20 protein-coding genes are annotated in these 24,858 nt (G+C 72.6%); 13 read left to right on the forward strand and 7 right to left on the reverse strand.

The window, feature by feature from the left end:
- Positions 1-55: 55 nt before the first annotated feature.
- Entirely contained in the window at positions 56-640 is a 585-nt protein-coding gene (locus DSC45_RS16965; RefSeq protein ID WP_119291706.1) for a TerD family protein, read from the forward strand.
- A 66-nt stretch (positions 641-706) separates the two neighbouring features.
- On the opposite strand, the gene DSC45_RS16970 is transcribed toward DSC45_RS16965, so the two are convergent.
- Positions 707-1,351 (reverse strand): dihydrofolate reductase family protein, encoded by a 645-nt coding sequence (locus DSC45_RS16970; protein ID WP_119291708.1) that lies wholly within the window; start codon positions 1,349-1,351, stop codon positions 707-709.
- A gap of 183 nt (positions 1,352-1,534) precedes the next feature.
- Between DSC45_RS16970 and DSC45_RS16975 the strand changes: the two genes are divergently transcribed.
- The 3 genes from DSC45_RS16975 to DSC45_RS16985 all read left to right on the forward strand — a co-directional run bounded on the left by DSC45_RS16975 (position 1,535) and on the right by DSC45_RS16985 (position 4,020).
- The gene (locus DSC45_RS16975) at positions 1,535-2,497 is read left to right on the forward strand and encodes a LysR family transcriptional regulator (protein ID WP_119291710.1); all 963 of its coding nucleotides are present in this window, start codon (positions 1,535-1,537) and stop codon (positions 2,495-2,497) included.
- A 184-nt stretch (positions 2,498-2,681) separates the two neighbouring features.
- Positions 2,682-3,644: a DUF1648 domain-containing protein gene (locus DSC45_RS16980; protein ID WP_119291712.1), complete on the forward strand. Its 963-nt coding sequence runs from the start codon at positions 2,682-2,684 to the stop codon at positions 3,642-3,644.
- A 4-nt stretch (positions 3,645-3,648) separates the two neighbouring features.
- Entirely contained in the window at positions 3,649-4,020 is a 372-nt protein-coding gene (locus DSC45_RS16985; protein ID WP_119291714.1) for a GntR family transcriptional regulator, read from the forward strand.
- A 12-nt stretch (positions 4,021-4,032) separates the two neighbouring features.
- Here the strand turns inward: DSC45_RS16985 and DSC45_RS16990 are convergent, their stop codons facing one another.
- On the reverse strand, positions 4,033-4,593 hold the full coding sequence (locus DSC45_RS16990; RefSeq protein ID WP_119291715.1) for a dihydrofolate reductase family protein: 561 nt from the start codon (positions 4,591-4,593) through the stop codon (positions 4,033-4,035).
- 265 nt (positions 4,594-4,858) lie between these two features.
- Here DSC45_RS16990 and DSC45_RS16995 point away from each other — a divergent pair, with 265 nt between their 5' ends.
- From DSC45_RS16995 to DSC45_RS17015, 5 genes are all read left to right on the forward strand, one after another.
- The gene (locus DSC45_RS16995; RefSeq protein ID WP_240434673.1) at positions 4,859-8,287 is read left to right on the forward strand and encodes a DUF4132 domain-containing protein; all 3,429 of its coding nucleotides are present in this window, start codon (positions 4,859-4,861) and stop codon (positions 8,285-8,287) included.
- On the forward strand, positions 8,284-9,498 hold the full coding sequence (locus DSC45_RS17000) for an ATP-binding protein (protein WP_240434674.1): 1,215 nt from the start codon (positions 8,284-8,286) through the stop codon (positions 9,496-9,498). The genes DSC45_RS16995 and DSC45_RS17000 overlap by 4 nt, the downstream gene beginning before the upstream one ends.
- An 89-nt stretch (positions 9,499-9,587) precedes the next feature.
- Positions 9,588-12,245 (forward strand): DUF5682 family protein, encoded by a 2,658-nt coding sequence (locus DSC45_RS17005; protein ID WP_119291719.1) that lies wholly within the window; start codon positions 9,588-9,590, stop codon positions 12,243-12,245.
- Positions 12,242-13,456, forward strand: coding sequence for a VWA domain-containing protein (locus tag DSC45_RS17010; RefSeq protein ID WP_119291721.1), 1,215 nt, complete (start codon positions 12,242-12,244; stop codon positions 13,454-13,456). Before DSC45_RS17005 ends, DSC45_RS17010 begins: the two co-directional genes overlap by 4 nt.
- Positions 13,453-15,588 carry a hypothetical protein gene (locus DSC45_RS17015; protein WP_119291723.1) on the forward strand — a complete coding sequence of 712 codons (2,136 nt, stop codon included), beginning with the start codon at positions 13,453-13,455 and terminating at the stop codon, positions 15,586-15,588. Before DSC45_RS17010 ends, DSC45_RS17015 begins: the two co-directional genes overlap by 4 nt.
- Positions 15,589-15,867: 279 nt before the next feature.
- Here the strand turns inward: DSC45_RS17015 and DSC45_RS17020 are convergent, their stop codons facing one another.
- Positions 15,868-16,476 carry a TetR/AcrR family transcriptional regulator gene (locus DSC45_RS17020; RefSeq protein ID WP_240434675.1) on the reverse strand — a complete coding sequence of 203 codons (609 nt, stop codon included), beginning with the start codon at positions 16,474-16,476 and terminating at the stop codon, positions 15,868-15,870.
- Positions 16,477-16,559: 83 nt separating this feature from the next.
- Between DSC45_RS17020 and DSC45_RS17025 the strand changes: the two genes are divergently transcribed.
- Entirely contained in the window at positions 16,560-17,504 is a 945-nt protein-coding gene (locus DSC45_RS17025; protein WP_119291724.1) for an aldo/keto reductase, read from the forward strand.
- 66 nt (positions 17,505-17,570) lie between these two features.
- On the opposite strand, the gene DSC45_RS17030 is transcribed toward DSC45_RS17025, so the two are convergent.
- The 3 genes from DSC45_RS17030 to DSC45_RS17040 all read right to left on the reverse strand — a co-directional run bounded on the left by DSC45_RS17030 (position 17,571) and on the right by DSC45_RS17040 (position 20,410).
- Positions 17,571-18,755, reverse strand: coding sequence for a hypothetical protein (locus DSC45_RS17030; protein ID WP_162929249.1), 1,185 nt, complete (start codon positions 18,753-18,755; stop codon positions 17,571-17,573).
- The gene (locus DSC45_RS17035; protein WP_119291727.1) at positions 18,721-19,200 is read right to left on the reverse strand and encodes an acetyltransferase; all 480 of its coding nucleotides are present in this window, start codon (positions 19,198-19,200) and stop codon (positions 18,721-18,723) included. Before DSC45_RS17035 ends, DSC45_RS17030 begins: the two co-directional genes overlap by 35 nt.
- A 178-nt stretch (positions 19,201-19,378) precedes the next feature.
- Positions 19,379-20,410, reverse strand: coding sequence for a ferric reductase-like transmembrane domain-containing protein (locus DSC45_RS17040; RefSeq protein WP_119291729.1), 1,032 nt, complete (start codon positions 20,408-20,410; stop codon positions 19,379-19,381).
- Between the two features lie 246 nt (positions 20,411-20,656).
- Here DSC45_RS17040 and DSC45_RS17045 point away from each other — a divergent pair, with 246 nt between their 5' ends.
- The 3 genes from DSC45_RS17045 to DSC45_RS17055 all read left to right on the forward strand — a co-directional run bounded on the left by DSC45_RS17045 (position 20,657) and on the right by DSC45_RS17055 (position 23,662).
- Positions 20,657-21,211: a toxin-antitoxin system, toxin component gene (locus tag DSC45_RS17045; protein ID WP_119291731.1), complete on the forward strand. Its 555-nt coding sequence runs from the start codon at positions 20,657-20,659 to the stop codon at positions 21,209-21,211.
- Positions 21,212-21,214: 3 nt separating this feature from the next.
- Positions 21,215-22,378: an MAB_1171c family putative transporter gene (locus tag DSC45_RS17050; RefSeq protein WP_119291733.1), complete on the forward strand. Its 1,164-nt coding sequence runs from the start codon at positions 21,215-21,217 to the stop codon at positions 22,376-22,378.
- Between the two features lie 75 nt (positions 22,379-22,453).
- Positions 22,454-23,662, forward strand: coding sequence for a DUF6545 domain-containing protein (locus tag DSC45_RS17055; protein ID WP_119291734.1), 1,209 nt, complete (start codon positions 22,454-22,456; stop codon positions 23,660-23,662).
- A 22-nt stretch (positions 23,663-23,684) separates the two neighbouring features.
- Here DSC45_RS17055 and DSC45_RS17060 read toward each other — a convergent pair whose 3' ends face one another.
- Positions 23,685-24,806 (reverse strand): serine hydrolase domain-containing protein, encoded by a 1,122-nt coding sequence (locus DSC45_RS17060; protein ID WP_119291736.1) that lies wholly within the window; start codon positions 24,804-24,806, stop codon positions 23,685-23,687.
- Between the last annotated feature and the right edge of the window lie 52 nt (positions 24,807-24,858).

Consider the following 24,858-nt stretch of genomic DNA (forward strand, 5'->3'; position numbering starts at 1 on the left):
GGTAGCGGCGACAGGAGGGCACACTTAGAGAAAGCCACCACGGAGGGGAAGACGCGTGATCACGCTCAAGAAGGAAGACGGCCCGGCGGACCTGGCCGGAGTGACCCACCTGTCCATCGGGGTCTCCTGGGACCCGACGGCCGGCAGCAGCGGCGGCCTGGTCGGGAAGCTGCGCCGTAAGGGCGGCACGGACCTGGACCTGATCGCCATCGCCATGCAGGGCGAGGACCCGGTACGCCTCGCGGGCCTGGACTCGCTCGACCCGCTGGGCAACGGCTCGCTCCTGCACTCCGGCGACAACCAGACGGGGCACGGCGACGGCGACGACGAGACGGTCACCGTCGACTTCGCACGGGTGCCGGAGAACATCACGAGCATCGTGTTCATCGCCGCGGCCTACAAGAAGCGCAGCTCGTTCCAGCTCGCGCGCAACGTGAGCTTCAAGGTGTACGACGCGACGGGCGGCAGCACCTCGCAGGTCGCCGACATCTGGCCGAGCCTGCTCACCTCGGACAACGGCTGCGCGGTCGCCAAGGCCATGCGCGCCGGTGCGAACTGGAAGCTCCAGGTGATCAACGAGACGGGCAAGATCAAGCAGGGCGACGAGCACGCCCTCATGCGCTTCGCCGTCAGCAAGTAGACGACGGCCGGCGGGGGCCGGCCGCGGCCGGCCCCCGCCGCACGGCACCTCGCGCTCGTCACCGGTTCAGGTGGTGACGAGCTCTTCCTTGCCCTGCGCGTCGACGACGATCGCACCGAGGGCCGGCTTGCCCTCGTACGCGTAGGTATGACCGATGACGCCCTTCTCGGTCGGGCGCGTGGCGATCAGCCTCCAGGCGCCGGGCGCCACCCCGGGCTCGAAGAGCCGCTGCCCCTTGCCCAGGACGACCGGGAAGGTGAGCAGCCGCAGCTCGTCCACGAGCGAGTGCCGCAGCAGGAACTGGACGAGCTTTCCGCTGCCGTGCACCTGGAGCGTGCGGCCCGGCTGCTCCTTGAGTTCGGCGACCCGCCGGGCCAGATCCCCGTCGAGCCGGTGGGAGCCCGACCAGTCGAGGCCCTCGGCCCGGCTGGTCGCGATGTATTTGGGCAGTGTGTTGAGTTTGGTCGCGGCGGTGTCGGCCGGGTCGGTGACGTTCGGCCAGTGGGCCTTCATCAGGTCGTACGTCCGGCGGCCGAGCAGGAACGCGTCCGCGTCGTCCATCCACGGGCCGGAGATCTCGCCGAAACCGGCGTCGACGTAGGGGACCAGCCAGCCGCCGAGGTCGAAGCCGTTACTGGCGTCCTCCTCGGCTCCCCCGGGGCCCTGCTGGACTCCGTCCAGCGTCACGAAGGTGGTCACGGTGAGCTTCATGGCTTGTTTCCTCTCGGAATCTCTTCGGTGCCGGGTCAGTTTTCCCGCAGGTCAGGATCGGATCAAGAGCCGCTCGTTCAAGGGGAGTTGAGCCGAACTCATCGATCACGGGCAGCTGGAAGCAGCCGTCGGGCGGGCCGCGGTGCCGGTTGGATGGCTGGACCATGTGTGTCGGACTCAGTGATGATTGAGCGCTACTCACTGATCGGGGAGGCACGGGTGGAGCGGCACGAGATCGAGGCGTTCCTGACCGTGGCCGAGGAACTGCACTTCGGGCGGGCCACGGAGCGGCTGGGGCTGTCCCAGGGCCGGGTGAGCCAGACCATCAAGCGGCTCGAGCGGCGCATCGGTGCGCCCCTGTTCGAGCGCAGCAGCCGCCGTGTCGCACTGACCGCGGTCGGCAAGCAGCTGCGGGACGATCTGATCCCCGCGCACCGGCAGATCCGGCAGGCGTTCGCGCGTGCCGTGGAGACGGCCGGTACCTCCACCGGGACCGTGCGGATCGGCTACTCCGGGTCACCGATCGGTGAGCTGCTGCTGCGGGCCGCGGACACCGTCCGCACCGCGTACGCCGGCTGGGACGTCGACATCCGCGAGGTGCCGCTCGGCAATCCGCTCGGGCTGCTGCGGTCCGGTCGACTCGACCTGCAAGTGACGGAGTTGCCCGTCGACGAGCCGGACATCGCGCACGGTCCGGTGGTGCACACCACTTCCCGCGCGCTGCTCGTGCCGTCCGGCCACCCGCTCGCCACGCGTCCGACGGTGAGCCTCGAGGACCTCGCGGACGTGGAACTGCTCGCTCCGAGCGGTGACATCCCGCAGAGCTGGCTCGACGTGTACTTCCCGCGTGCCACGCCGTCCGGGCGTCCGATCCCACACGGCCCCATGGGCACCAACTGGCAGGAGCTCCACCTGCAGGTCGCGGCCGGCAAGGGCGTGACGATGGTGGTGACGTGGGCGGACACGTTCTACGCACGGCCCGGGGTCACCGTCGTGCCGTTCTCGGACACCCCGCCCGTCGAGTTCGGCCTGCTGTGGCCCGCGGGACAGCCGCCGACCGGGGTGCGCGCCGCGTATGTCGATGCGGTCGTGCGCGAGGCGGAGGCGTGGACCGGGTCGGGCACGGGCCGCGACGGTTCCGCCTGAGAGGTTCCGTCCGAGGGTGCGGGTGCACCTCAACTCCACGCTCTGTAGGGCCTGTTGACGCTTGGTTGATGGCACTCCGCCCTGACCGGCCTCCCCGTCCGGCGATACGCGGGCTCGCCATCTGCGGCCCATTGTTCTAGCATGATGCGAACAATCAGCGTACGAGACGAGCGGGAGGCCCTCCATGAACGGATCGATCCCGGCTGCCGCGCCACAACGGCGCGCCACCCTCGCCGCCCTGCCCGCGGTACTCGCGGGCCTGACCGTGGGCGTGGTCGCCGCCACCCAGTGGGCCCGGCTGCCCGATCCGGTGGCCGTCCACTTCGGCACGGACGGCGCCGACCGGGTGGCGGCGAAACCGGCGTTCGTGTGGATCGTGCTGGTGGTCTTCCTGGCCCTGGCCGTCACCCTCGCCCTGATCGCCCACCGCGACGACGCACCGTCCCGGCCGGTGTACGTCACGGCCTTCGCGCTGCCGGTCGGACTCGGCGTGGCGTTCGTCCTCACCGTGCTCGCCAACGCGGACGTGGACGACGGACTGCAGGCCGAACTGCCCATCTGGAACCTGGGTTGGTGCGTCCTGGCGGCCCTCGCGGCCGGCCTCCTCGGCGCCTGGCTCACCCCTGCGCACGACGGGTCGCGGGACGCCACCGGTGAGCAACCGTCGTCGATCGGGCTCGGCGCCGGTGAGCAGGCCGTGTGGGTGGCGCCCGCGTCGCCCGCCTGGGTCCAGGTGGCCGGCGCCGCGCTCGTCGCCGCGGGGCTGATCGGCCTGCTCGTCGAGGTACGTCAACTCACGTGGATCGCCCTGCCGTTGGGCGTCGTCATGCTGGTCGTCTCGCAGCTGCGGGCCAGCGTCACCCGACACGGTTTCGCGCTGCGCCTGCCGTGGCTCGCCTTCCCGCGCCGGGTCATCGCCCTCGACCAGGTGCAGCGGGCGCGGGCCGCGCGGATCCATCCGCTGACCGACCTCGGCGGCTGGGGCTACCGGCGAGTGGGCCGCCGCAGCGGTCTCGCGTGGGCGTCCGGCGAAGGGCTGTGGATCGAGTTGACGCACGGGCGCGAGTTCCTCGTCGTCGTACGGGACGCGAAGACGGCGGCGGCACTGCTGAACGACTTCGTCGCGCGCCAGGACCCGAAGGCGTAGCGACGTGCTGATCAGAGTGGACACGGCCGCACCCCGGCCCCTGGCCGAACAGATCGCGGCCTCGGTACGACGCTCCCTGACGGAGGGCGAACTGGCGCTCGGCGACCGGCTGCCCAGCGCCCGGGAGACGGCCCGGCTCCTGGAGGTCAACATGCACACGGTCCTGCGCGGCTACCAGATCCTCAAGGCCGAGGGCCTGATCGACCTGCGCCCGGGCCGCGGTGCGGTCGTCACCGCGACCCCGGAGCGGGCCCGTATCCCCGACCTGATCGACCACCTGGTCGAGGGGGCCCGCGGTGCCGGTGTCACGGACACGGAGCTCCTGGCTCTCGTGCAGTCCGCCCTCAGTGGCCGCGATCTGGGCGACACCCCCTGAAACAGCGGTAGTTCACGCCGGGGCGTAGCGCATCAGGACGACCTGGGAGTCGAAGGTGCGGGCATCGAGGAGACGTACGCCGAAGCGTTGCGGGTCCTGGAAGACGGGCTTGCCGCCACCCAGCACCACCGGGTGCACGGAGATCCAGTATTCGTCGATCAGCCGGTGCTCGGTGAGGTGCGCGGCGAGGGAGGAGCCGCCGAAGAGGACCAGGTTCGTGCCGGACGCCTTGATCTCGCGGATCTCGGCCGCGACGTCGCCGCTCAGGACACGCGTGTTCCAGTCGGCCTTCTCCAGGGTGCGGGAGGCGACGTACTTGGGCTTCTCACGCCAGATCGGCGCGAACTTCAGGTCGTGCTCGTGGTGCGAGATCTCCTCGGCACGCGGCCAGTAGCCCGACATCATGTCCCACACCACCCGGCCGTGCAGGAACGCGTCCGCGACATCACTCACCTCCTGCGAGTACGCGGAGAGTTCGGGGTCCATGACGGTCCAGTCGAACTCGCCCTGCGGCCCTTCGATGTACCCGTCGAGGGACTGGGCCACGAAGTGGATGAGCTTGCCCTGCGGCATGGGTGGTCCGCCTTGAGCGGTCTCCGGGGCGCGGTGACGAGCCCCGCGCGGCCCATGGTCGCCCCGGGCCGGAGCGGGAACAAGCACCGATCGCTCATCCGGCGGTGAGCCCTGCTCAACCTGCGCCAGACCTGGGCGAGACCTGCGCCGAGCGCACGACGGGGGCGGGGAGAGGCGCGGGGGCCGTGTTGTCGGTGGGGCCGTTTAGTGTGGCGGCAGTTGCCGGAGGGGGCACACCGTGATGTGCGTCGAGGAGGAGGAGACCGTGGAGGGTTTTCGGGGTGGGGACGACGGTTCGGTGCGGAGCGGCGAAGTGACGGGGGACGGGGGTTCCGTGGACGGTGCGGGCGGTGATGTCGCCGTGGTGTTCCCTGATGAGGAAAGCTTCAAGATCCCGGCGTCGTGGCGAAAGGTCGTCCACCCCCGACGTGGGGTGTCGACACAACGCGTGCCGCCCCCGGATCCGGAGGCCGCGCAGGCGGCGCTGGCCCGCCTCGCCGACACCGCCGAATCGAACGAGGCGTTCCTCACCTCGCCGGACAGCGACCCCCAGATCGTCGCCGCTGCCCGCGCTCACCTGGACGGCAGCCCGAATCCGCTGGGCGTCGCGGCTGTCACGGCGATGAACCCGCATTGGGATCTCCGCGACGGAAGGATGGCGGACGCCTGGGTACTGACCCACGGCCTGCCGTTCGCCGCCCGGGCCGCGGTCGCCTACAGCGACGTCGCGGCGCGATGGACACAGCGCGGCAGGGAGCGCCGGGACCGGCACCTCGTGCGGGAACCGGATGACGGGTCGCTCCGCACGTACCCGATGCGGTACTACGTCTCCGACCGGATCCGCGCCCTGATCGCCGTTTCCGACGACGACACGTACGCGGAGGTCGTAGCGGCCCTCGCCGAGTCCCGGGACTGTCTGCGCCGCCGCATCGTGGTGTCCTACCTGGTTCCCGGCGAGCAGGGATGGGTGGAGGAATGCTGCTCGGAGGCGGATGCGGCCGGGCCGCAACTTCGGGCGATGCTGCTGTGTTCGCTCGGCTCCGCCCAACAGGTCGAGAAGTTCCCGCGACCGCTGAATCTGGTCCCGGCCGACTGGAGCATGAGAACGACGGCCACCCTCGCCGAAGGCACCGGTCAGGCGTTCGCACCGCTGCTCGACGAGGCGCTGACGGGTACACCCAGCGCCGGCGAGACCCGCTGGGTGGCCCGCGCCCTGGCCGAACTGCCGAACGACGACGCCCTGCGGATCCTCGTGACACACGCGGGCGACAAGAACGTGCGCGCGAGCCTGGCCCGCGCGATGGAGCGCTATCCGCTGCGGGCCACACGCGTACTCGCCGCCGTGGCCTCGGGCGGCCGGGGCAAGCAGGCGGAGTCCGCGGCCGGCTGGCTCACCCAGCACGTCCTGGCCCACCGCACACTGCTGGAGGCCGCGCTGGGGGACCTCGCCCCGGAGGTGGTGGACCGGATCGCGCCGCTGCTCGACGGACGCGACCGCGTGGCGGATGCGCCCGCCACCGCGCTGCCCGCAGTCCTGGCCGACCCGCCATGGGCCCGCAAGCGCCCGAAGGCGCCCGAGCCCCGGGTGGCCGGCACACTTCCCGCGGCGCCCGAGCCGCAGCTGGTGTGGGAGCCCGGCGAGGAGGAGGAGTGGTCGGTCGTATCACGCTGGATTCATCAACGGGCGGTACCTGAGGACCAGTTGGCACAGCGCATGGAGCAACTGCGCGCCGGCAGGGAACGCGCCGTCGCGCGCGCCGTCCCGCTGCTCCTGTTCGGGCCCACGGACGAGATCCGCGCACTCCTACCCGACTACGCACCCGTCAGTTATGGGAACGAGACTCAACTCAAGCCGCTGGCCGCGAAGTTCGGGACCGACGCGCTGGGGCTGGTGCTCGGCGCGGCCCGGTCCAAGACGGCGGGGATGCGAGCGGTGGTCCTGCCGTTCCTCAGCACCGAGGTCGCGGCGCTCGTCGGCGACTGGCTGCTGCAGGCGAAGGCGGCCGAGTCCACGGCCCGCGGCTGGCTCGCGCGGCACGGCCTGGCGGCCGTTCCGTATCTGCTCCCCGCCGCCGTCGGCCCGGTCGGGACCGCTCGCAGTGGCGCCGAGGCGGCGCTGAAGCTCCTCGCCGTACGGCACGGAATCGAGGCGGTCCGCGAGGCCGCGGCGCCCGGTGGCCAGGAGGCGGCCGGCATCGTCGCGGAGATCCTGGACAGCGACCCGATGGAGTTCGCGCTGCCCAAGCGTGTCCCGGCGCTGCCTGCCTGGGCCGACCCCGCGGCGCTGCCGCAGATCCTGCTGACGGACGGCGGCGGCGCACTCTGCGCCGACGCGACCCGGCACGCACTCACCATGCTCGCGATGTCCCGGCCGGGCGACACCTACCCGGGCGTGGCCGTACTGCGGCAGCACTGCACGCCCGCGTCCCTCGCGGCCTTCGCCTGGGGCCTGTTCGAGCGGTGGCAGCTCGTCGGCATGCCGGGCAAGGAGGGCTGGGTCCTTGACGCACTCGGCCTGCTCGGCGACGACGAGACCGTGCGCCGCCTCAGCCCGCTGCTGCGCATCTGGCCCGGCGAGGCCGCACACCAGCGCGCGGTCGCCGGGCTCGACGTACTCGCGGCGATCGGCAGCGATGTGGCGCTGATGCATCTGCACGGCATCTCGCAGCGGGTGAAGTTCAAAGGCCTCAGGGCCCGCGCCGCAGAGAAGATCACCGAAGTCGCGGACGAACTCGGCCTCACCGCAGAGCAGTTGGGCGACCGACTGGTTCCCGACCTCGGCCTGGACGCCGACGGCAGCACGGTCGTCGACTACGGCCCGCGCCGGTTCACCGTCGGCTTCGACGAGCAGTTGCGGCCGTTCGTGCGGGACGAGGCCGGCAAGGTCCGCAAGGCGCTGCCCGCGCCCGGGGTGAAGGACGACCAGGAGCTGGCGCCTGCCGAGCGCAAGCGGTTCGCGGCACTCAAGAAGGACGTCCGTACGGTCGCGTCCGACCAGGTCCTTCGGCTCGAGCAGGCGATGGTCACACAGCGGTCGTGGACGACGGACGAGTTCCACAGGCTGTTCGTGGCCCACCCCTTGCTGTGGCATCTGGTGCGACGGCTGGTGTGGCTGAGCGAGGCGGACGGCACGGTGCGCTCCTTCCGGGTCGCCGAGGACCGTACGTTCGCGGACGTCGAGGACGATGCGCTGACGCTGCCGGAGAAGGCGGCCGTGCGGGTCGCGCATCCGCTGGATCTGGGTGCGGAGCAGGACGTCTGGTCCGAGCTGTTCGCGGACTACGAGATCCTGCAGCCGTTCCGGCAGTTGGGGCGTCCGGCGTACGCACTCACCGAGGAGGAGGCGGCCGGCTATCGGCTCGCCCGCTTCGAGGGGATCGCCGTCCCCGTCGGCAAGCTGCTCGGGCTCACCCAGCGCGGCTGGGAGCGCGGTGCGCCGCAGGACGGGGGTATGGAGGAATGGATGTCCCGGCGGGTCGGCCGGGGCAGGTGGCTGAATCTGGACCTCACCCCGGGCATCCCTGTCGGCATGGTGCACGAATTCGGCGACCAGACCCTGCGGGTCGTGTGGCTCGGCGACTCGGCCAGCGCCTACTTCCAGCGCGATGTGCACCATCCGCTGCGGCTCGGTGACCTCGATCCGGTGACGGTCTCGGAGCTGCTCACGGACCTGACGGAGGTGACCGGGCGATGACCGGGCCGACGGTGCCGGTTTCGTCGGAAGGCGGGCCGCCGCCGATCGGTTCGGCGGCCGATTCCGTAGCCGGCTCGTCGGCCGGCTCGTCCGCCGGCTCGTCAGCCGGCTCGTCAGCCGCCGATATGTCGGCCGACGGGGCCGAGCGGCACCAGCGCCCGCCCGCCGAGGTCCGGTACGCCGCGGAGCTCGCCGCGCTGCGGGCGGCCGACGAGGATCCGCGCCCGCCGGGCTGGCAGCTCAGTCTGCGGGCCGCCCGACGCTTCGTCGTCGGTGACGAAGCGGCGGGCGTCAGCCGCAAGTTCGTCGGCAACACCTCGCTGGTCGAGCGGGCCCTGGTGACGCTGGCGACGAACCGCGGTCTGATGCTGGTGGGCGAGCCGGGCACGGCCAAATCGCTCCTGTCGGAGCTGATCGCGGCGGCGGTGAGCGGCACCTCGGCGCTGACCGTGCAGGGCGGCGCGGCCACCACCGAGGACCAGATCAAGTACGGGTGGAACTACGCCCTCCTGGTCTCCGAAGGCCCTTCACCGCGCTCCCTGGTGCCCGCGCCGATGCTGCGCGGGATGGCCGAGGGGCGGATCGTACGGTTCGAGGAGATCACCCGCTGTCCGCTCGAGGTGCAGGACTGCCTGCTCTCCCTGCTCTCCGACCGGGTCGTCGCGATCCCCGAACTCGACGGCCCCGACGGCCTGACGTTCGCCCGCCAGGGGTTCAACGTCATCGCCACGGCCAACACCCGCGACCGCGGGGTCAACGAGATGAGCGCCGCCCTCAAGCGCCGCTTCAACTTCGAGACGGTCTTCCCGATCCCCGACTTCGCCACCGAACTGGCCCTGGTGGAGGCCGAGACGACGGCCCTGCTCCGGCAGTCCGGTGTGCGGCCGCCGCCGCGCCGCGACGTCCTCGAGGTCCTGGTCGGCACCTTCCGCGAACTGCGCGGCACCACCGGGCAGGGCGAGCGGATGTCCACGGTGATGAGCACCGCGGAGGCGGTGTCGGTGGCCCACTCGGTGGGGGTACGGGGCTGGTTCCTGCGCGGCGAGCAGGGCACGGCGGCGGACGTGGTGGCCGGGCTCGCGGGCACCGCGGCCAAGGACAGCCCGGAGGACCTGGCGCGACTGCGCCGCTTCCTGGAGCAGGACGTCCCGCGCCGTTCGGGCCCGCAGTGGCGCGAACTGCACGAGGCACGCCACCTCCTGGGCGACTGATGACTGCGTATACGACTGCGGGGGCGGCTGCGTCGCCGGGGGCGGGGCGGTACGCGGAGGGGGCCGGGTCCGGTGCCGGACGAGGCGCCGTGTTCCTCGGCGTACGCCATCACTCACCCGCGTGCGCGCGCCTGGTCGCGCACGCGATCGAGACGCTGCGGCCCGCGTACGTCCTGGTGGAGGGCCCGGCGGACATGAACGACCGGCTCGACGAGCTGCTGCTCGAACACCGGCTGCCCGTCGCGGTGTTCAGCCACTACCGCGACGCGTCGCGGATCGCCACCTCCTGGGCGCCGTTGTGCGCGTACTCGCCCGAGTGGGTGGCGCTGCGGGAGGGCCGGGCGCGGGGCGCCGAGGTGCGGTTCATCGACCTGCCGGCCTGGCATCCGGCGTTCGCGGACCACGGCGTGCAGTACACCAACCGGTACGCCGACGCGGAGGCCCGGCACGCGGAGGCCACCCGGCGGCTCTGTGCGCACTTCGCGGTCGACTCGGTGGACGCGCTCTGGGACGGCCTGTTCGAGGTCACCGATCCGGGCGATCTCTCCGACCGGCTCGCGGCCTACTTCGACGTGGTGCGCGGGGACGCGGCGGCGGACCCCGGCGACCAGGCCCGCGAGGCGTACATGGCGTCATGGGTACGGGCCGCGGTGACGGAGGCCGGCGACCGGCCGGTCCTTGTGGTGACCGGGGGCTTTCACCGGCCTGCGCTGCGGGATGCGGTGGAGGGTGCGGGCCGCTGTGCGGGCGGTGGTGACGCCACCGTCATCGTCCACTCCCCCGGGAGCGGTGCCTCTCCCCCCGAAGGCCCGGACGCCGCGGCCCCCGGGTGGCCCGGGGTACCGGCTCCGGTTGCGGGTGCGGTCGGCGGGAGTTACCTGGTGCCTTACTCCTTCGGGCAGTTGGACGCCTTCGGGGGCTATCAGTCCGGGATGCCGTCGCCCGGCTACTACCAGGAGCTGTGGGAGTCGGGTCCCGAGGCCGCCGCACAGGGCCTGCTGCGTTCGGTCGCCGGACGGCTCCGCTCACGCGGCATCGTGACGTCCACCGCGGACCTGATCGCGGCACGCAGCCTGTCGCAGGGTCTCGCGCTGCTGCGGGGCCACCCCTGCGAGACCCGTATCGACGTCCTCGACGGCCTGGCCGGCGCTCTGATCGGCGATGCTCTGGAGCAGCCACTGCCCTGGACCACCCGCCGTCCGCTCGGGCCCGGCGCGCATCCGATCGTCGCGGAGATGGTCGCGGCGGGCTGCGGTACGGCCGTGGGCCGGCTGCACCCCGACACTCCGCTGCCCCCGCTGGTGCACGACGTGGCCGAGCAGTGCGCCCGCCTCAATATCCCGAACCCGTCCGGAGCCCCGACCGGCTCCGGACCAGCGCCCGCCGCGGACCTTGACCTCGACCTCACCGTTCCGGGCGACCTGGAGCGCAGCCGCGTACTGCACCGCCTGCGGATCCTCGGCATCCCCGGATTCGCCCGGGTGTCGGGACCCCGGGACGGGACGGACGCGTCGTTCACCGAGAGCTGGGAGCCGGAGGCGGCGCACGGCCGGGAGGCCGCGCTCATCGAGGCGGGTGCGTACGGGGCGCGGCTCGAGGAGGCCGCGCCGGTGGCCCTCGGCGAGCGGGCCCGCGCTGCCGGCGCGGACGCCGGGCCGCTGTCCCGGGTGCTGTTCGACGCGGCGCTGTGCGGGGCCGGGCCGTTCTGCACCGACCTCCTGGACTCGCTCGCCCAACAGGTCGAAGGCATACCGGAGTTGGGCGCGCTGGGTGACGTACTCGCGACGGCGCTCGCGCTGTGGCGGCACGACCGGGTCTTCGGTCTGGCACGCGGCCGGCTGCTCGGCGGCGTGGTCGGGGCCGCTACGGACCGGGTGTTCTGGCTGGCGGAAGGGCTGCACGGCGGCACCGGCGTGGACTTCGCCCGGCTGCGCGCACTCGCCGCGGCCCGCGACGCGCTGCTGCACGCCCCCGAACTGCCCACGGTCACCCGCGAATCCGCCGTCCGCGCCGCCGGCCGCATCAGCCGCGACCCCCGCGCCCCGGCCCACCTGCGCGGCGCCGCCTTCGGCCTCCAGTGGGCGCTCGGAGACACCGGGGCGCCGACTCGTACCGGCGCTTCCGAGGCACCTCGGGCCGGCGACCGGCCTGAGGGGGCGGGGACAATCGGGCAGTCGCCTGAGGCGGACGGGCCCCGGGACACGGCGGCGACTTCCCGCCCCAAGGACACGAACAGGACCCACGACACGACAGCGACCTCCCGCCCCAAGGACACGAACAGGACCCACTACACGACAGCGACCTCCCGCCCCGGGGACACGGAGGGGGCCCGCGACACGACAGCGGCTCCACCGGACCGCCCCGGCGGGACGACGGCGGTCCGGCCGCCCGCGGGCGCGGATCTGCTCGGCGACTGGCTCGCCGGGCTGTTCGCGCTGGCCCGTGAGGAGGTGACGCACGGGGACGACGCTCTCCTGGATGCCGTCGACGCCATCGTGTCGGCGATGACGGAGGACGAGTTCCTCGTGGGGTTGCCCGCCCTGCGGCAGGCGTTCGCCTTCTTCCCGCCACGCGATCGGGAGCGCATCGCGGAGCGGCTCCTCGAACGCCGAGGCCTGCACGGCTCGGCCCGCTCCCTGCTGCGGACCACCGCCGATCCCCTGCAACTCGCCCGCGCCAAGGCCCTGGAGGAGAGCGTGACCCGACTCCTCACCCGGCACGGCCTGGGAACGGAGACCCACCGATGACCGGGCACCCGCCCCCCGCACCGAACCCGCCGCCCGAGCAGAACCCGACCCCGGCCCCCGTGCCCTCCACCGAACCGGGACTCGAGCGCTGGCGGCTCGTACTCGGCTCCCCGGCCGAGCGCAGCACGGGCGGGCTGAGAGGGCCGGCCGCCGAGCGGGACGCCGCGCTCGACTGGCTGTACGGGCGGGACGAGGACCTGCGCCGTCGCGGCGTACGCCGTGGCCGCAGCGAGTCGCGCGCGGGCGGCACCGGCCCTTCGGTCCTGACGGCGGTGGACTGGCTCGACGACGTCCACCGGCTGTTCCCCAAGGACACCGTGGAGCGCATGGAGCGCGACGCCGTGGAGCAGTACGGGATCCAGGAGATCGTCACCGACCCGGACGTGCTGTCCCGGGTCGAGCCCAGCCAGACGTTGCTGCGCGCGGTGCTGCGTACGAAGCATCTGATGAACCCGCAGGTACTCGCCGCGGCCCGGCGCATCGTCGAGACCGTCGTCCGGCAGCTGACGGAACGCCTTCGGCCCGAGGTGCGCCGCGCGTTCACCGGCTCCCGCACCAGGCGCCCCAGCCGGGCCCCGCTGGCCCGCGACTTCGACTTCAGGGCCACGATCCGGGCCAACCTCGCCCACTATCAGCCGCGGGAACGCCGCGTGCTGATCCAGCGCCCGCACTTCCACGCACGTGCCGGCCGCCACCTCGAACGGTGGCAACTGGTGCTCCTCGTCGACCAGTCGGGCTCGATGGCCGGATCCGTCCTCCACTCCGCGGTGACCGCGTCCTGCCTGTGGGGGCTGCCGGGCCTGAAGACGCATCTGATCACCTTCGACACGGAGGTGGTGGACCTGACGTCCGAGGTGAGCGATCCGGTGGAGCTCCTGATGCGTGTCCAGCTCGGCGGCGGCACCGACATCGCCCGCGCTCTCGCCCACGGCGCGGAGCTGGTGGAGAATCCGCGCCGGACGATCGTCGCCCTGATCACCGACTTCTGCGAGGGCGGCGACCCGTACCGCCTGGTGCGCACCGTGCGCGGACTCACCGAGCAGGGCACCGTCGTCCTCGGTCTCGCGTCGCTCGACGAGGACGCCGAGCCGGCGTACGACCGGGAGTTGGCCGGGCGGCTCGCCGAGGCCGGTGCACAGGTGGGGGCGATGACGCCGAGCCGGCTCGCGGAGTTCGTGGCGGAGAAGGTCGGCAGGGGAGGCCGGAGTTGACGCACCGCCCGGACCTGCTGGCCCTCACCCCCGACGTCCTCGCCAAACTGGCCAACCGGGGTCTGGTCAAACGCGCCGAGAAGGACCTGGCGGCCGGCACGGGCCCCACCGTCACCACCGACGCGGACGGCACCGTCCTCGGCACCTTCCCGGACGGCACCGCGGCGTCGCTGCCGTCCGGTGCGGGCCTGGACGGGGCGGTGTGCGGCTGCCCGGCGCCCGGCACCTGCCGCCACGTCATCGGCATCGTCCTGGCGTACCGGGCGTACGGCCGCACGACGGCGGACACCTCGGCGGGCGACGACGGGCCCGGGGACGCGGGCACGGACGCCCCCTGCACCGGCTGGTCCCCCGGCACCTTCGGCGACGACGCGCTCGAGGCGGCCTTCGGCCGGGCGGCGCTGGCCGCTGCGCGCCGGGCCCGGCGGCGCGGCTATACGGCCCGACTGCACCGGCCGACCTCTGAAGACCCCGTTCCCCGCGCCGAGTTGCCCGCCTGCACGGTCGGCTTCCCGGTACCGGACGAGCTGGGGTACGCCTACACGGACGCGGCCGGCACCGTGCGGGGCGAGGTGGTCACCCTCGCCGTCTGGGCGTTCCGCACCCTCGACGCCGAACGGCCGCCCGGGCCCGGCGACGATGCCGCACAGGGTCTGCTCCAGGTGTCGGTGGGCCCCGCCCCGACCACGACCACCCCTGCCGGCGACACCACCTCCCGCATCCCTGCGCCCCAACCTCCCGACGACCCCGGCTCGGTCCTCGGCACCACCCTCGCCCTGGTCGACGACCTCCTGCTCAACGGCGTGCAGCAGGCGGGCCCCGTGTTCGCCGGTTCGCTCCACGGTGCGCAGGACGCGCTGGTCGCCGCCGGACTGCACTGGCCCGCGGGCGCGGTGGCCGATCTGGGCGAGCAGCTCGACGCGTACGCGACGCGCGGCAGCCGTTACTCGGCGGAACGCTTCGCCCTGCTCCTCGCCGAACTGCACGCCCGGCACCGCGCCTCTGCCACCGACCCGGCCGCCGTACTCGGCACCGGCGAAGTGCCGGTGACACCGCTGCGCCGAGTCCGCCTGATCGCGCTCGGCTGCCGTATCGGCGGCACCGCCCGGGACCGTACCGCCGAGACCTACTTCGCCCACGCGGACGCCGGAGTGGCCCTCGTCCTGCGCAAACGCTGGGAGCCGGCCGAGGGCCAGGAGCTCAACGGCCACGACCTCGCGGCACGCCGGCTGCTCGGTTCCCCGCTGCGCGCCCTGGCCGTGGCGAACGTGGTCAGCGAGCGCACCTCCCGCGCAGCCGACCGCACGGTCACCCTCTCCCGCGGCCGGACAGCAGCCACCGGCATCACCCCGGTGGGCACGGCCTGGACCACCCTCCCGGACACCCTGCTGCTGACGGACACCGCTGCCCACCTGCGCGCGGCCGGCGACCGTCCACCGCGCCTGATCCGGCCGCGCGTCGAGGCGGAGTCGGTACGGGTGGTCGCGGTGGACCGGGTGGAATCGATCGGCTACGACCCGGCCCGGCAGCAACTCGAGGCGATCCTGCGCGACCCGGCCGGCAACGAGCTCTTCGTACGGTCCGAGTACAACCCCCTGTGCCCGGGCGGCCTGGACTCGCTGTCCGCCGCGCTCGCGGCCCCGGGGGTCATCGCCGTCAGCGGCATGCTGAACCACCTGCGCGGTGACGCCGTGCTCGACCCACTCGCGGTCCTGACGTCCTCGGGGGTGGTGGTCCCCGACCTGGCCTCCGGCAGCGGCGACACCGCGTTGGCCACTGCGCCCCCGCGCCCCGTCGACCCACTGCGGTCCGCACTCGACGAGGCGCTCGTCGCGCTGTCCGCCGCGGCGCACCACGGTCTGTGCCGACTGCCCGGCTCCGCCCGGCGCGCACTGTCCGACAGCGCGGCACGGCTGCACCGTACGGGCCTGCACACCGCTTCCCGTCTCCTGCACGACCTCCTCCGGGCCCTGGACCGCGAGGACGCCTGCGCGGCCACCGGTCCTTGGCTGTCCGCCGTCATCCACCTGGCGACATCCCTCGACCTGCACGACACACAACCTCCGCCCACCGGGCGGCAGTCGGCTCCGGTCCTTGCCGGTGCGGGGACCGCGGAGCGCCCCGAGCCCTAGGAGCGGAACCACGGCGGCAGCGTCCAGAACCCGGGCGAGAAGCCGCAGCAGATCCTGCCGAACGAGGGTGTCGGGCGACGCTGCCGATCGCCGCGGCGCAGGGCGTCTTCGTGTCCGGGCTCGTCCTGCTCGTGCTGCCCGTCTGCTCGGCGAGCGGACCTCGGGCCGTGAGCGGTACGCGATCGGCGCGATCCTGTGCTGCGACTTCCCGGGGCCGCCGTACGACGCCCGCCCCGTTCGCGGCCTTGGCTTGCCAACAGCCCCGATCGGGCTCGGAGTTCAGTCGTGCGACCGGGGGCGCAAGGCGTCGAGGACGAGGTCGAGCAGGCGGCCGGTCTGCTCGGGCGTGTTGTCGGCAGGTGCGACCAGGAGGACGCCCGCCAGCAGCGTGGTGACTTCCGCGGGCTCGACGTCCGCGCGGAGTGAACCCGACTCCGCACCGGCGGCGAGGATCGTCCCGATCGCGGCGGTGACCCGCTCCCGCGTCGTCGACATGGCGATCCTCCCCGCGGCCGAGGCGGCACGGAGGGCGTCGGCCATCCCGTGCTTCTTGGCCACGAACTCGGCGTAGCCGTCCATCCACGCACGGAGCGCGACCTCCGGCGGGGAGGTGGCGAGCAGGGCGGGGGCGCTCGTGGCGACCTCGTCCAGTTCGGCTGCGTAGACGGCCTCGACGAGCGCTTCCCGGGTCGGGAAGTGGCGATAGAGCGTTCCGATGCCGACTCCGGCCTCGCGGGCGATGCCCTCCAGAGACACGCCGACGTCCGCGCCGGCGAAGGCCGCCCGGGCCACCGTGACGAGCTTCTCGCGATTGCGTCGCGCGTCGGCCCGCGCCGGGCGGTCGGCGCCGTGGGGGCCGTCGGGACGGCGTGCCGGTCCAGAAGTCAAAACGGAGGCACCTCCGGTAGTGCTAGGGTCGACTAGACGGAGGATCCTCCGCTTTCCCATCATCGCACGAGAGCAGGCCCTTCATGACTCCCAGCAGCACCCCCTCCCCCGAGGTCACAGCCTCAGGCGTTCCCCGCCCCGGAGGCTCCGGTCCGCTCGCCGGACGCATCGTCTCCCGCGTCGGATACGGAGCGATGCAGCTCGAGCGGTTGCGCGGCGACCGCGGCGCCGCCCTCGCACTGGTCCGCCGCGCGCTCGAACTCGGCGTCGACCACCTCGACACCGCCCAGTTCTACGGCGACGGCTTCGTCAACGAAGTCATCGGTGAGGCGGTCCGCGACCAGGACGACGTCCTGGTCGCCAGCAAGGTCGGCGCCACCCCGGACACGGGCGGCCCGCTGCCGCTCCGGCCCGCGCAGCGGCCCGACGAGCTCAGGGCCGGCGTCGAGGACAATCTCGCGAGCCTGGGCACCGACCGGATCCCCCTCGTGAACCTGCGCCGCCTGGACACCGGCCCCGGCCTGCGGGCCGAGGGGGACCAGGTAGTCGACCTCGACGACCAGCTCGACGTGATGATCGCCCTGCGCAAGGAGGGCAAGATCGGCGCGATCGGGCTGAGCAGTGTGACACTCGACGGGCTGCGCCGGGCGATCCCGGCCGGTATCACCTGCGTCCAGAACGCCTACAGTGTCGTGGCACGCGACGACGAGGATCTGCTCGACCTCTGCCGCAGCGAAGGCATCGCGTGGGTGCCGTACTTCCCGCTCGGCGGCGCGTTCCCCGGGCTGCCCAAGGCAACCGAGGAGCCGGCCGTGCTCGACGCGGCACGGTCCCTCGGCGCCACCCCTTCGCAGGTGGCACTGGCCTGGCTGCTGCGGCACGCCCCGAACGTACTGCTCATCCCCGGCACGGCGGACGCCGACCACCTGCGGGCGAACGTCGCGGCAGGCGCGATCACCTTCGACGAGGAGACCCTCGCCGCGCTGGACGCCATCCCCTCGCGCTCGGCGGACGTCCCCCTCGGCTGATCGGGTACGGGCCTGTACGGGGGACCGGGGTCGGGGCCCTGCGGGCTGGGGGGCGACGCGTTCGTATCAACTGGCGGGAAGGTCGCCGAGGATCGCGTCGACCACGCGGGCGTGGCGGCGCCCGTCGGGGTCCCGCCAGTCGTGACCGCAGCCGGGGCAGCGCCAGTTCGGGGCGTCGGGCAGGACCTGGCAGCCACCGGGGCGGGGTGCCACGAGGCCGAGGTCCTGTGCGCGCAGCATCGCCGCCCCGGGGAAGTGGAGGCCGCCGGTCAGCGGGATCGGCACACCCGCGCATCGCGGACAGCCGGGCGGTGAGGGCGGCGGAGCCGGTGCGGGCAGGCGACGGTACGGCAGCGCGAAGGCGTACGCGCGCTCTGCGCCACAGCCCTGGCACCGGCCGGTGAAGCGGGAGAGGAGCCGATCGTCCGACGTCTCGAGGGCGTTGCGCCAATGACAGCGGAACTCTCCGCATGCGCACGTCCGGTGGGCGACATCGGCGAAGGCGCCGAGATTGGAGTCGTGGCCCTCCTCGAGCGGCGGCTCGCGGAACGCGTCGGGGCCGTCGGGCTCGGACAGGCCGTACTGCTTGCGTTTCCACAGCGCCGCGTCGGAGGTGATCTCCCCGGACCCGCCGCATCCGATACAGGCGCCGGGTCCGCCCTGACCGCCCCAGCACCAGCAACGGCCGTAGCCACCGGTGCCACCGCGGCCGCTGCCCTCGCAGTCCATGCACGCGCCCCAGCCGTAGCACTCCGCGCAGAGCACGCCCCCGACCGTGCTGAGTGTGAAGTGGGGCTGCCGCAGGTCGCGTTCGGTGAACAGGACCGGCGTCCAACCGGTGAGCGTGAGGATTCCCGGGCCGCTGCCTGAGTAGATCCTCACCCGGAGATCGCCGTGCCCGGCCGTGCCCCAGATCTCGCCGCCCTTCCAGTCACCGTGCGAGGTGTGCGCCGACCACCCTGCGGCTGTGAAGGTGTCCACCGCGTCGTCGAGGCCCAGGCCCGCGGGGCGCTCCTCGCCGCCGATGGCGACGAGGAAGAGATAGCGGTGGCCGAGGGGTTCGGGGTGGACCATCCGTACGGGGTCGGTCCATTCACGGAGCGTTCCGGTCGGCGACCCCGGCTCCAACTGACGTTCTATGGCGCGCAGTTGATCCCGCAGCCATCCCGCGCTGCCGGGGAGTTCCGGCTCCTGCCGTCCACCCCGCTCCTCCGCCTCACCGGCCATCCCGGTCGCCTTCCCCGCTGTCACCGGCCGCAAGATGCAGCAACGGGAACGGGCGGCCGTCGCCGTCGGTGGCGCTGCGGCCGATGGTACGGAAGCCCTTGCGGCGGTAGAACTCGACTGCCTGCGGGTTCTGTTCGTTCACGTCGACGAGCAGGCCGGGGATCTTCGCCAGTGCGTCACGCAGCAGCGCGCTGCCCACTCCCCCGCCACGCTGCCGCGCATCGACGAAGAGCATCTCCAGCTTGCCGTCCGCCAGACCGGAGAAGCCGACGATCCGCGCACCGTCGCCCGACACCGCTACGGTGACGTCGAGTTGGGGGAGATAGTCGGAGATGATGCGCTGCTCGTAGTAGGTGATGTCACCTGCGGCCAGGAAGTCGTGGGTCGCCTCGACCGCGCTCCGCCAGACCTCGACGAGGCGGGGCCATTCGCCCGCTCCGGCGCAGGGCCGGAGTTCGACGCCGTTCATCCCGAATCCTTCCCATCGCGACCGGTGATCACCTCGGCGGGCCCGGGGTGATCCCCTCCATGCTGACTCCCGCACCCGACCCGGGGCAGCACCACCACTGTGCCCGGTCCACCACTGTGCCCGATCCGCCGGGATGCCCGCGATACGTCGGGATACCCGCGGCCGGGCTGCTACGTGCTCACTCCGTCTCCTGCGGATGCGGGCTCATGTGCGGTGGCTCGGCGGGGCGTTCGCGGCCTCCGTCACGTCCCGAGAACACGACGGCGAGGAGGGCGACGACCACCGCGGCGACCAGGAGTCGGCCGCCGGCCCGCAGGACCCACGCCGTTCGTGAGGCGCCGGGATCGCTGACGCCGCCCAGCCGTTCGGTCCGCCGTACGGGTGTGAGCAGGCGCAGCAGGAGCAGCACGGCGACGGGTATCTGGAGCAGCCACAGGACGGTGCGGGGCCATTCGCCGAACCAGACGTTCGTGCCGTACAGGAGTGTGTGCCAGACGCTCAGGACGTAGACGAGGATGACGAAGCGGTGCAGTCGGCGCCAGGTGCGGGGACCGATGCGGTGGCGGACGTAGAAGAGGAGGCCGAGCGGGACGGCGAGGTAGAGGGCCGCCTGGCCGATCGGGATGGCGACCTGGCCGGTGCCGGAGTCGTACCAGCCGGGTACGAAGGAGTCCGCGAAGCCGGTCCACAGACGGGCGAGCCAGCTCAACTGGTTCTCGTAGCGCACGAGTTCGGCCATGAACATCAGGCCGTGGGCGAGCATCAGGGCCATCGTGGTGAGGCTGGTGGTGCGGTGCCAGCGCTCCAGGGTCGCCCGGGACACGGGCAGCCGCGCCACGTGCCTGCCCGGGAGCAGCAGCCCGAGCATGACCGTGCCCCATGCCCACAGCAGGCCCGACCAGCCGAACGCCTGGCTGAGCAGGTACATCCAGTACGTCGTCGGGTCGTCCATGAAGGGCATGACCGTGACCGTCGACGAGGCCCCGGACTCCATCCGCGCGTAGAGGAACGCGAAGACGGCGGCGGTCACACCGAAAGCGGCCGCCGCGTCGGGCAGCGCAGCCCGGAGATCGGCCCGGAGGGTGACGCGGCCACCGGGGGCGCGCGCCGGAGGTGCGGTCGTCGTGCTTGCGGCAGGTGTGGTGTCGTCGATCGTGTCGTCCGGTGGCGGCGTGGTCTCGCCCGGTGGCAGCGTCTCGTCCGGCGGCATGCGGCAAGTGTGGCTCAGGTGGCGGGAGTTGCTGCTTATGCAAACCGGCCAGGGTGGCGCACGGCAACCCGGCCACCCGTCGTTCCGCAAAGGCGGAATTCTCGCCTCTCTCCCCGGGCTCGCGCCACCGAATCTTTCAAGTGTGGTCTATACAGGCCGCGTTTGGCATAGTGCGCCGGGACCGGAGCGAGGAGTACCGGGCGGGCGCCGCCGCGCGCTCCGGTACCCACCGAAGGGGGAAGTACGGTGCGCAGGCGCAGGCCGCGGGAGGTCAAGGACCTCATCGCCCGACTCGGGGCCCGCCTTGACCTGCCGGCGCCCGCAGCACCGGAGCAGCTGTTCGCGGCGCTCCTGGCCGCCGCGTCCGAACTCAGAGGCCGCCAGATCGTGTTGCTCGAGGAGGAGTTCCCGCACCGGACGGCCACCGGACTCTGGCTCGACATGCCGGATCGCGACGTGATCGTGGTGGACGCGCGAGCCACTCCGTTCCACCAACTGGCCATCATCTGCCACGAGATCTGGCACATCCTCAAGGGCGACTGCGGTCATCACGACGAGGCCGCGAGCGGCGCGGCACAGGCCCTCAGCGACCGTTCCGAACTGCACAGTGCCGTACGGCAGGTGGCGGCGCGCACCGCGTTCGACGAGGCGAGCGAGCAGGACGCGGAAACGTTCGCGCTGCACGCGGCGGCGCAGTTCCGGAGCCGCTTGCAGGAGGCGACCGACGCAGCACCGTACGACCGGTCGGGGATCGGCGGACGGATCAGCGCCTCGCTCGGCGACGGCCGGCCGCAGGTCTGATCCGTGCGCACGTGGGGCTACTACCTGCCCGTACTCGCCCTGTGGGCGGCGCTCGCCGTCAAGCTGCCCGCGCTCCTCAAGTGGCGTGACCCGCTGGTCCGTTCGGTGTGCCTGGTGCTGGCCCTCGCGGGCGCGAGCTTCCTCTTCGGTGCGCCCACCACGATCAGCTTCGTCAACGGGGCGACGGGCATCGCGAACCTCTCGGGCCCGCTGGTGTACGTGATCATCAGCGGGTACAGCGCGGCGTGCCTCCTGCTCATCCTGCAGTGGCGCGGCGGCCCCGAGGATCACGTGCGCCGCGTCTCGAGGCGGTGGGCGCTCGGTTACGCGGCGCTGGTCACGGCGCTCGTCGTCCTGTTCGCACTCGGTGACGCACCCGTCGAGCGGCGTACCGACTTCGACACCTACTACGCGCGTACGCCCTGGATCGGGCAGATGGTGCTGCTCTATCTGCTCGGGCACATGACCGCGGCCGTGGCGTCGACGGTGCTGTGCCGGCGCTGGGCCGGGCAGGTGCAGGGGTGGCTGCGGGCCGGCCTGTACACGATGACCGTGGGGTGGCTGCTGAATCTGAGCTTCAGCGGCCTGAAGCTGGCTGCTGTGGCGGCCCGTTGGTCCGGCCGGGACTGGGACGCGCTCAGTTCGGTCGTGGCGCCCGGCTTTGTCGGCCTCGCCGCGGTCTGTGTGACCTCCGGGATCTTGCTGCCGCTGGTGGCGCCGCGCCTGGAGGCGACGTGGCGCACCCTGCACACCTGGCGCCGACTCGCTCCGCTGTGGCGCGAGTTGAGCGCCGCGGCCGACCGTCCGCTGGCCGCCGCGATCCCCTGGTACTCCACACCTCGTGTCCATCTCGTCCGCCGCGAGGCCGGCATCGAGGACGGACTCGCCCTGCTGCGGCCCTACTTGAACGACGCGGTCCGCACCCGCGCACAGGACAGGGCGAGCGCGTACGGGCACGGTCCGGCGCAGGCCGAGGTGATCGGGCAGGCGGCGATGATCGCGGCCGCGGCACGGGCCGTCGAACGCACTCCACCCCTGCCTGCCTCCGCTCCCGCCGCACCTCCACCGTCCGCGCGCGATGCCCTGATCGGCGTCGCTCGCGCCCTGCACACGTCGCCCGTCGTGGCGGAATTCCGCAACACCCCCACGGAAAGAGCCCGATTGTGAGCTCCACCCACACCCGCGCCCGCGGAAGCCGCTCCCCCGACGCACGGGCGACCGCCCCTGCTCCGAGGCCCTGACATGGAGAACGGGCTGGTCTTCTACATACCGACGGCCGTACTGCTGCTCGCCTGCGGCCTCAAGTTCGCCACGCTGCACGGCGAATGGCGCGATCCGCTGGTCACGGCCGGCGTCACGATGTTGATGGCCGGCGCGATCGCCTGCTTCCTGGCGGCCCCGCCGACCGTCCGTGCGGTGAACGACGCGACGGGCATCAGCAACTTCTCCGGTCCGCTGGTCTACAGCGGGATGTCGGCGCTCAGCGCCTCGTACCTGGTCCTGATGCTGTACTGGCAGGGCGGCAGGCCCGAACGGCTGCGCCGCAGAGTCCAGTGGGTGGTGGGTGCGTACGCCCTGGTCATCGTCGGCATCGTGGTGCTGTTCGCGCTCGCCGATGTGCCCGTGGAGCGGGTCCGCGACCTGGACACGTACTACGCCAATACGCCGTTCATGCGCGAGACGATCCTGCTGTATCTGATCGGGCACTCGGTGGCGAGCACCACGCTGACCGTGGTCGGTCTCAGGTGGATACGGAAGTTGCGTGGCCCTGCCCGGGTCGGACTCATCCTGATCGTCGGAGGGTTCGCCTTCGACGTGGTCTTCCTGGCCGCCAAGTTCTCGGCGCTGGCGGCCCGTTGGAGCGGGCACGACTGGGACTGGCTGTCCACGGCCTTCGCGCCTCCGATGGCACTGCTCGCGGGGATCTGTGTGGGCACCGGGTTCGCGCTGCCGCGTATCGGTCCGGCGATCGGCGAGACGTTCCTGGCATGGCAACGTTGCCGTCAACTCAGGCCGCTCTGCGCGGAGTTGGACGGTCTGGGCGCGCCGATCACGGCGGTGGTCCGCTGGTGGGACCCGCCCACCGTGCGCCTCGCCCAGCAGGAGGTCCTCATCGGTGACGGGGTGATCGCCTGCGCGCCGTACTTCGACCAGGAGGTCCGCCGCACCGCACACGCCGAGGCGCGGGCCGCCGGCGTCGGCCCCGCGGTGCAGCGGCCGGAGGCCGTGGCGGAGGCGGCGATGCTCACCGCCGCACGGATACGGGTGACCGCCCCGCACGAGGCCGACCCACCCGCCGAGGTCGGCCGGCTCACCTCGCTCGCCAGCACGGCCCGGATGGCCGAGCTGGCCAGAGCGCTGTCGTCGCCGATCGTCGCCCGGGCGCGGGCGGAGGCGGCTGAGCGGACGGCGGCGGAGCGGGCGACCGGCCGGTCCGGGACGCCGCGCTGACCGGCGCCGCGACCGCGACCGGTCAGCCGTACAGCGCTGACTCGTAGAAGGCGTCCAGAGCCGCGTCGATCGGGTGGGGCCGGGGCCGGCCCGTCGCGTCGAGTGCGTTCCAGCGCTGCAGGTTCATCGCGACGGACAGCTGCCGGCCGCCGTCGGCGCGGGTCATGGACAGGGTGCCGCCGCCCCAGACCGTGCCGCCGTGACCCCAGAAGGTGGCCTGGCCCGGGGCGTCCGTCGGGTACAGGCCCAGTCCGTAGTCGATGGTCCGGCTCTCCTGGGACACGACGGGGACGGTGCGCTGCATCTGCTCCAGGGACGCCGCGCTGACGATCTCGCCGGCGAGGAGCAGGCGGTAGAAGCGGTTGAGGTCGGCGACGGTGGAGATCAGTGCGGCCGCCGGCAGTCCCGCGAAGGACATGTCGAAGACGCTGTAGTCGCGCGGCGGGTCGATCGTGCCGAACCACGCCTCGTAGAGCCGCGAGTGCGGGCCCTCGACGTGCGGACCGTTGGGGTAGCCGGTGTCACGCAGTCCCGCACGCTCGATGACGTTGCGGGTGATGCAGTCCGCGGCGGTGGTGCCGGTGACGTGGGCCAGGAGTTCGCCGAGGAGCAGGTAGTTGGTGTTGGAGTACAGGCCCGGGGTGTCGCCGGGGGCGCTCTCGGGAGGCGCCGTGACGCCGAGTTCGATCAGCTCGACGGCCTCGAACCGGGTGTGCCGGTGGTCGTCCATGCTCTGCGCCGAGGTGTTCGCGACGTCCGGGAACGCTTTGAGGGACGGATAGGCGTACGAGAGGTACTCGGCCAGCCCGCTGGTGTGGTTGATCAGCATCCGGACGGTGATCGTCTCGCCGCGTTCGCCGGGCACCAGCTTCGGGAGGTAGCGGCCGATCGGCGCGTCCAGGTCGATCCGCCCGCTCTCGGCCTGCTGCAGCACGGCCGCGGAGGTGAAGGTCTTGGTGACACTGCCGACGCGGTGCCGCATGTCGGCGGTGACGGGGCGGCCGGCCTCGACGTCGGCGACACCGGCGGCGCCCCGCCAGATCCGGTCGCCGTCACGCACCTCGGCGAACAGGCCCGGTATCCCGGCTCGGTGGACGTTCTCGAGGGCGGCTTCCAGCACTGCGGAGTCCAGTTGACTGCTCACGACAGGGGTCCTCTCGTCATGACACGGGCACTCGGCCCACTCACGAACCCAT

It is taken from the genome of Streptomyces sp. YIM 130001 (assembly GCF_003574445.1).
In the GTDB taxonomy this organism is placed as follows: Bacteria; Actinomycetota; Actinomycetes; order Streptomycetales; family Streptomycetaceae; genus Streptomyces.

What these genes read in the sequence shown, in the direction of transcription:
- DSC45_RS16970 (WP_119291708.1), bottom strand. Translation starts at nt 1,351, where the DNA reads ATGAAGCTCACCGTGACCACCTTCGTGACGCTGGACGGAGTCCAGCAG.
- DSC45_RS16975 (WP_119291710.1), top strand. Translation starts at nt 1,535, where the DNA reads ATGATTGAGCGCTACTCACTGATCGGGGAGGCACGGGTGGAGCGGCAC.
- DSC45_RS16980 (WP_119291712.1), top strand. Translation starts at nt 2,682, where the DNA reads ATGAACGGATCGATCCCGGCTGCCGCGCCACAACGGCGCGCCACCCTC.
- DSC45_RS16990 (WP_119291715.1), bottom strand. Translation starts at nt 4,593, where the DNA reads ATGCCGCAGGGCAAGCTCATCCACTTCGTGGCCCAGTCCCTCGACGGG.
- DSC45_RS17000 (WP_240434674.1), top strand. Translation starts at nt 8,284, where the DNA reads ATGACCGGGCCGACGGTGCCGGTTTCGTCGGAAGGCGGGCCGCCGCCG.
- DSC45_RS17010 (WP_119291721.1), top strand. Translation starts at nt 12,242, where the DNA reads ATGACCGGGCACCCGCCCCCCGCACCGAACCCGCCGCCCGAGCAGAAC.
- DSC45_RS17025 (WP_119291724.1), top strand. Translation starts at nt 16,560, where the DNA reads ATGACTCCCAGCAGCACCCCCTCCCCCGAGGTCACAGCCTCAGGCGTT.
- DSC45_RS17035 (WP_119291727.1), bottom strand. Translation starts at nt 19,200, where the DNA reads ATGAACGGCGTCGAACTCCGGCCCTGCGCCGGAGCGGGCGAATGGCCC.
- DSC45_RS17040 (WP_119291729.1), bottom strand. Translation starts at nt 20,410, where the DNA reads ATGCCGCCGGACGAGACGCTGCCACCGGGCGAGACCACGCCGCCACCG.
- DSC45_RS17055 (WP_119291734.1), top strand. Translation starts at nt 22,454, where the DNA reads ATGGAGAACGGGCTGGTCTTCTACATACCGACGGCCGTACTGCTGCTC.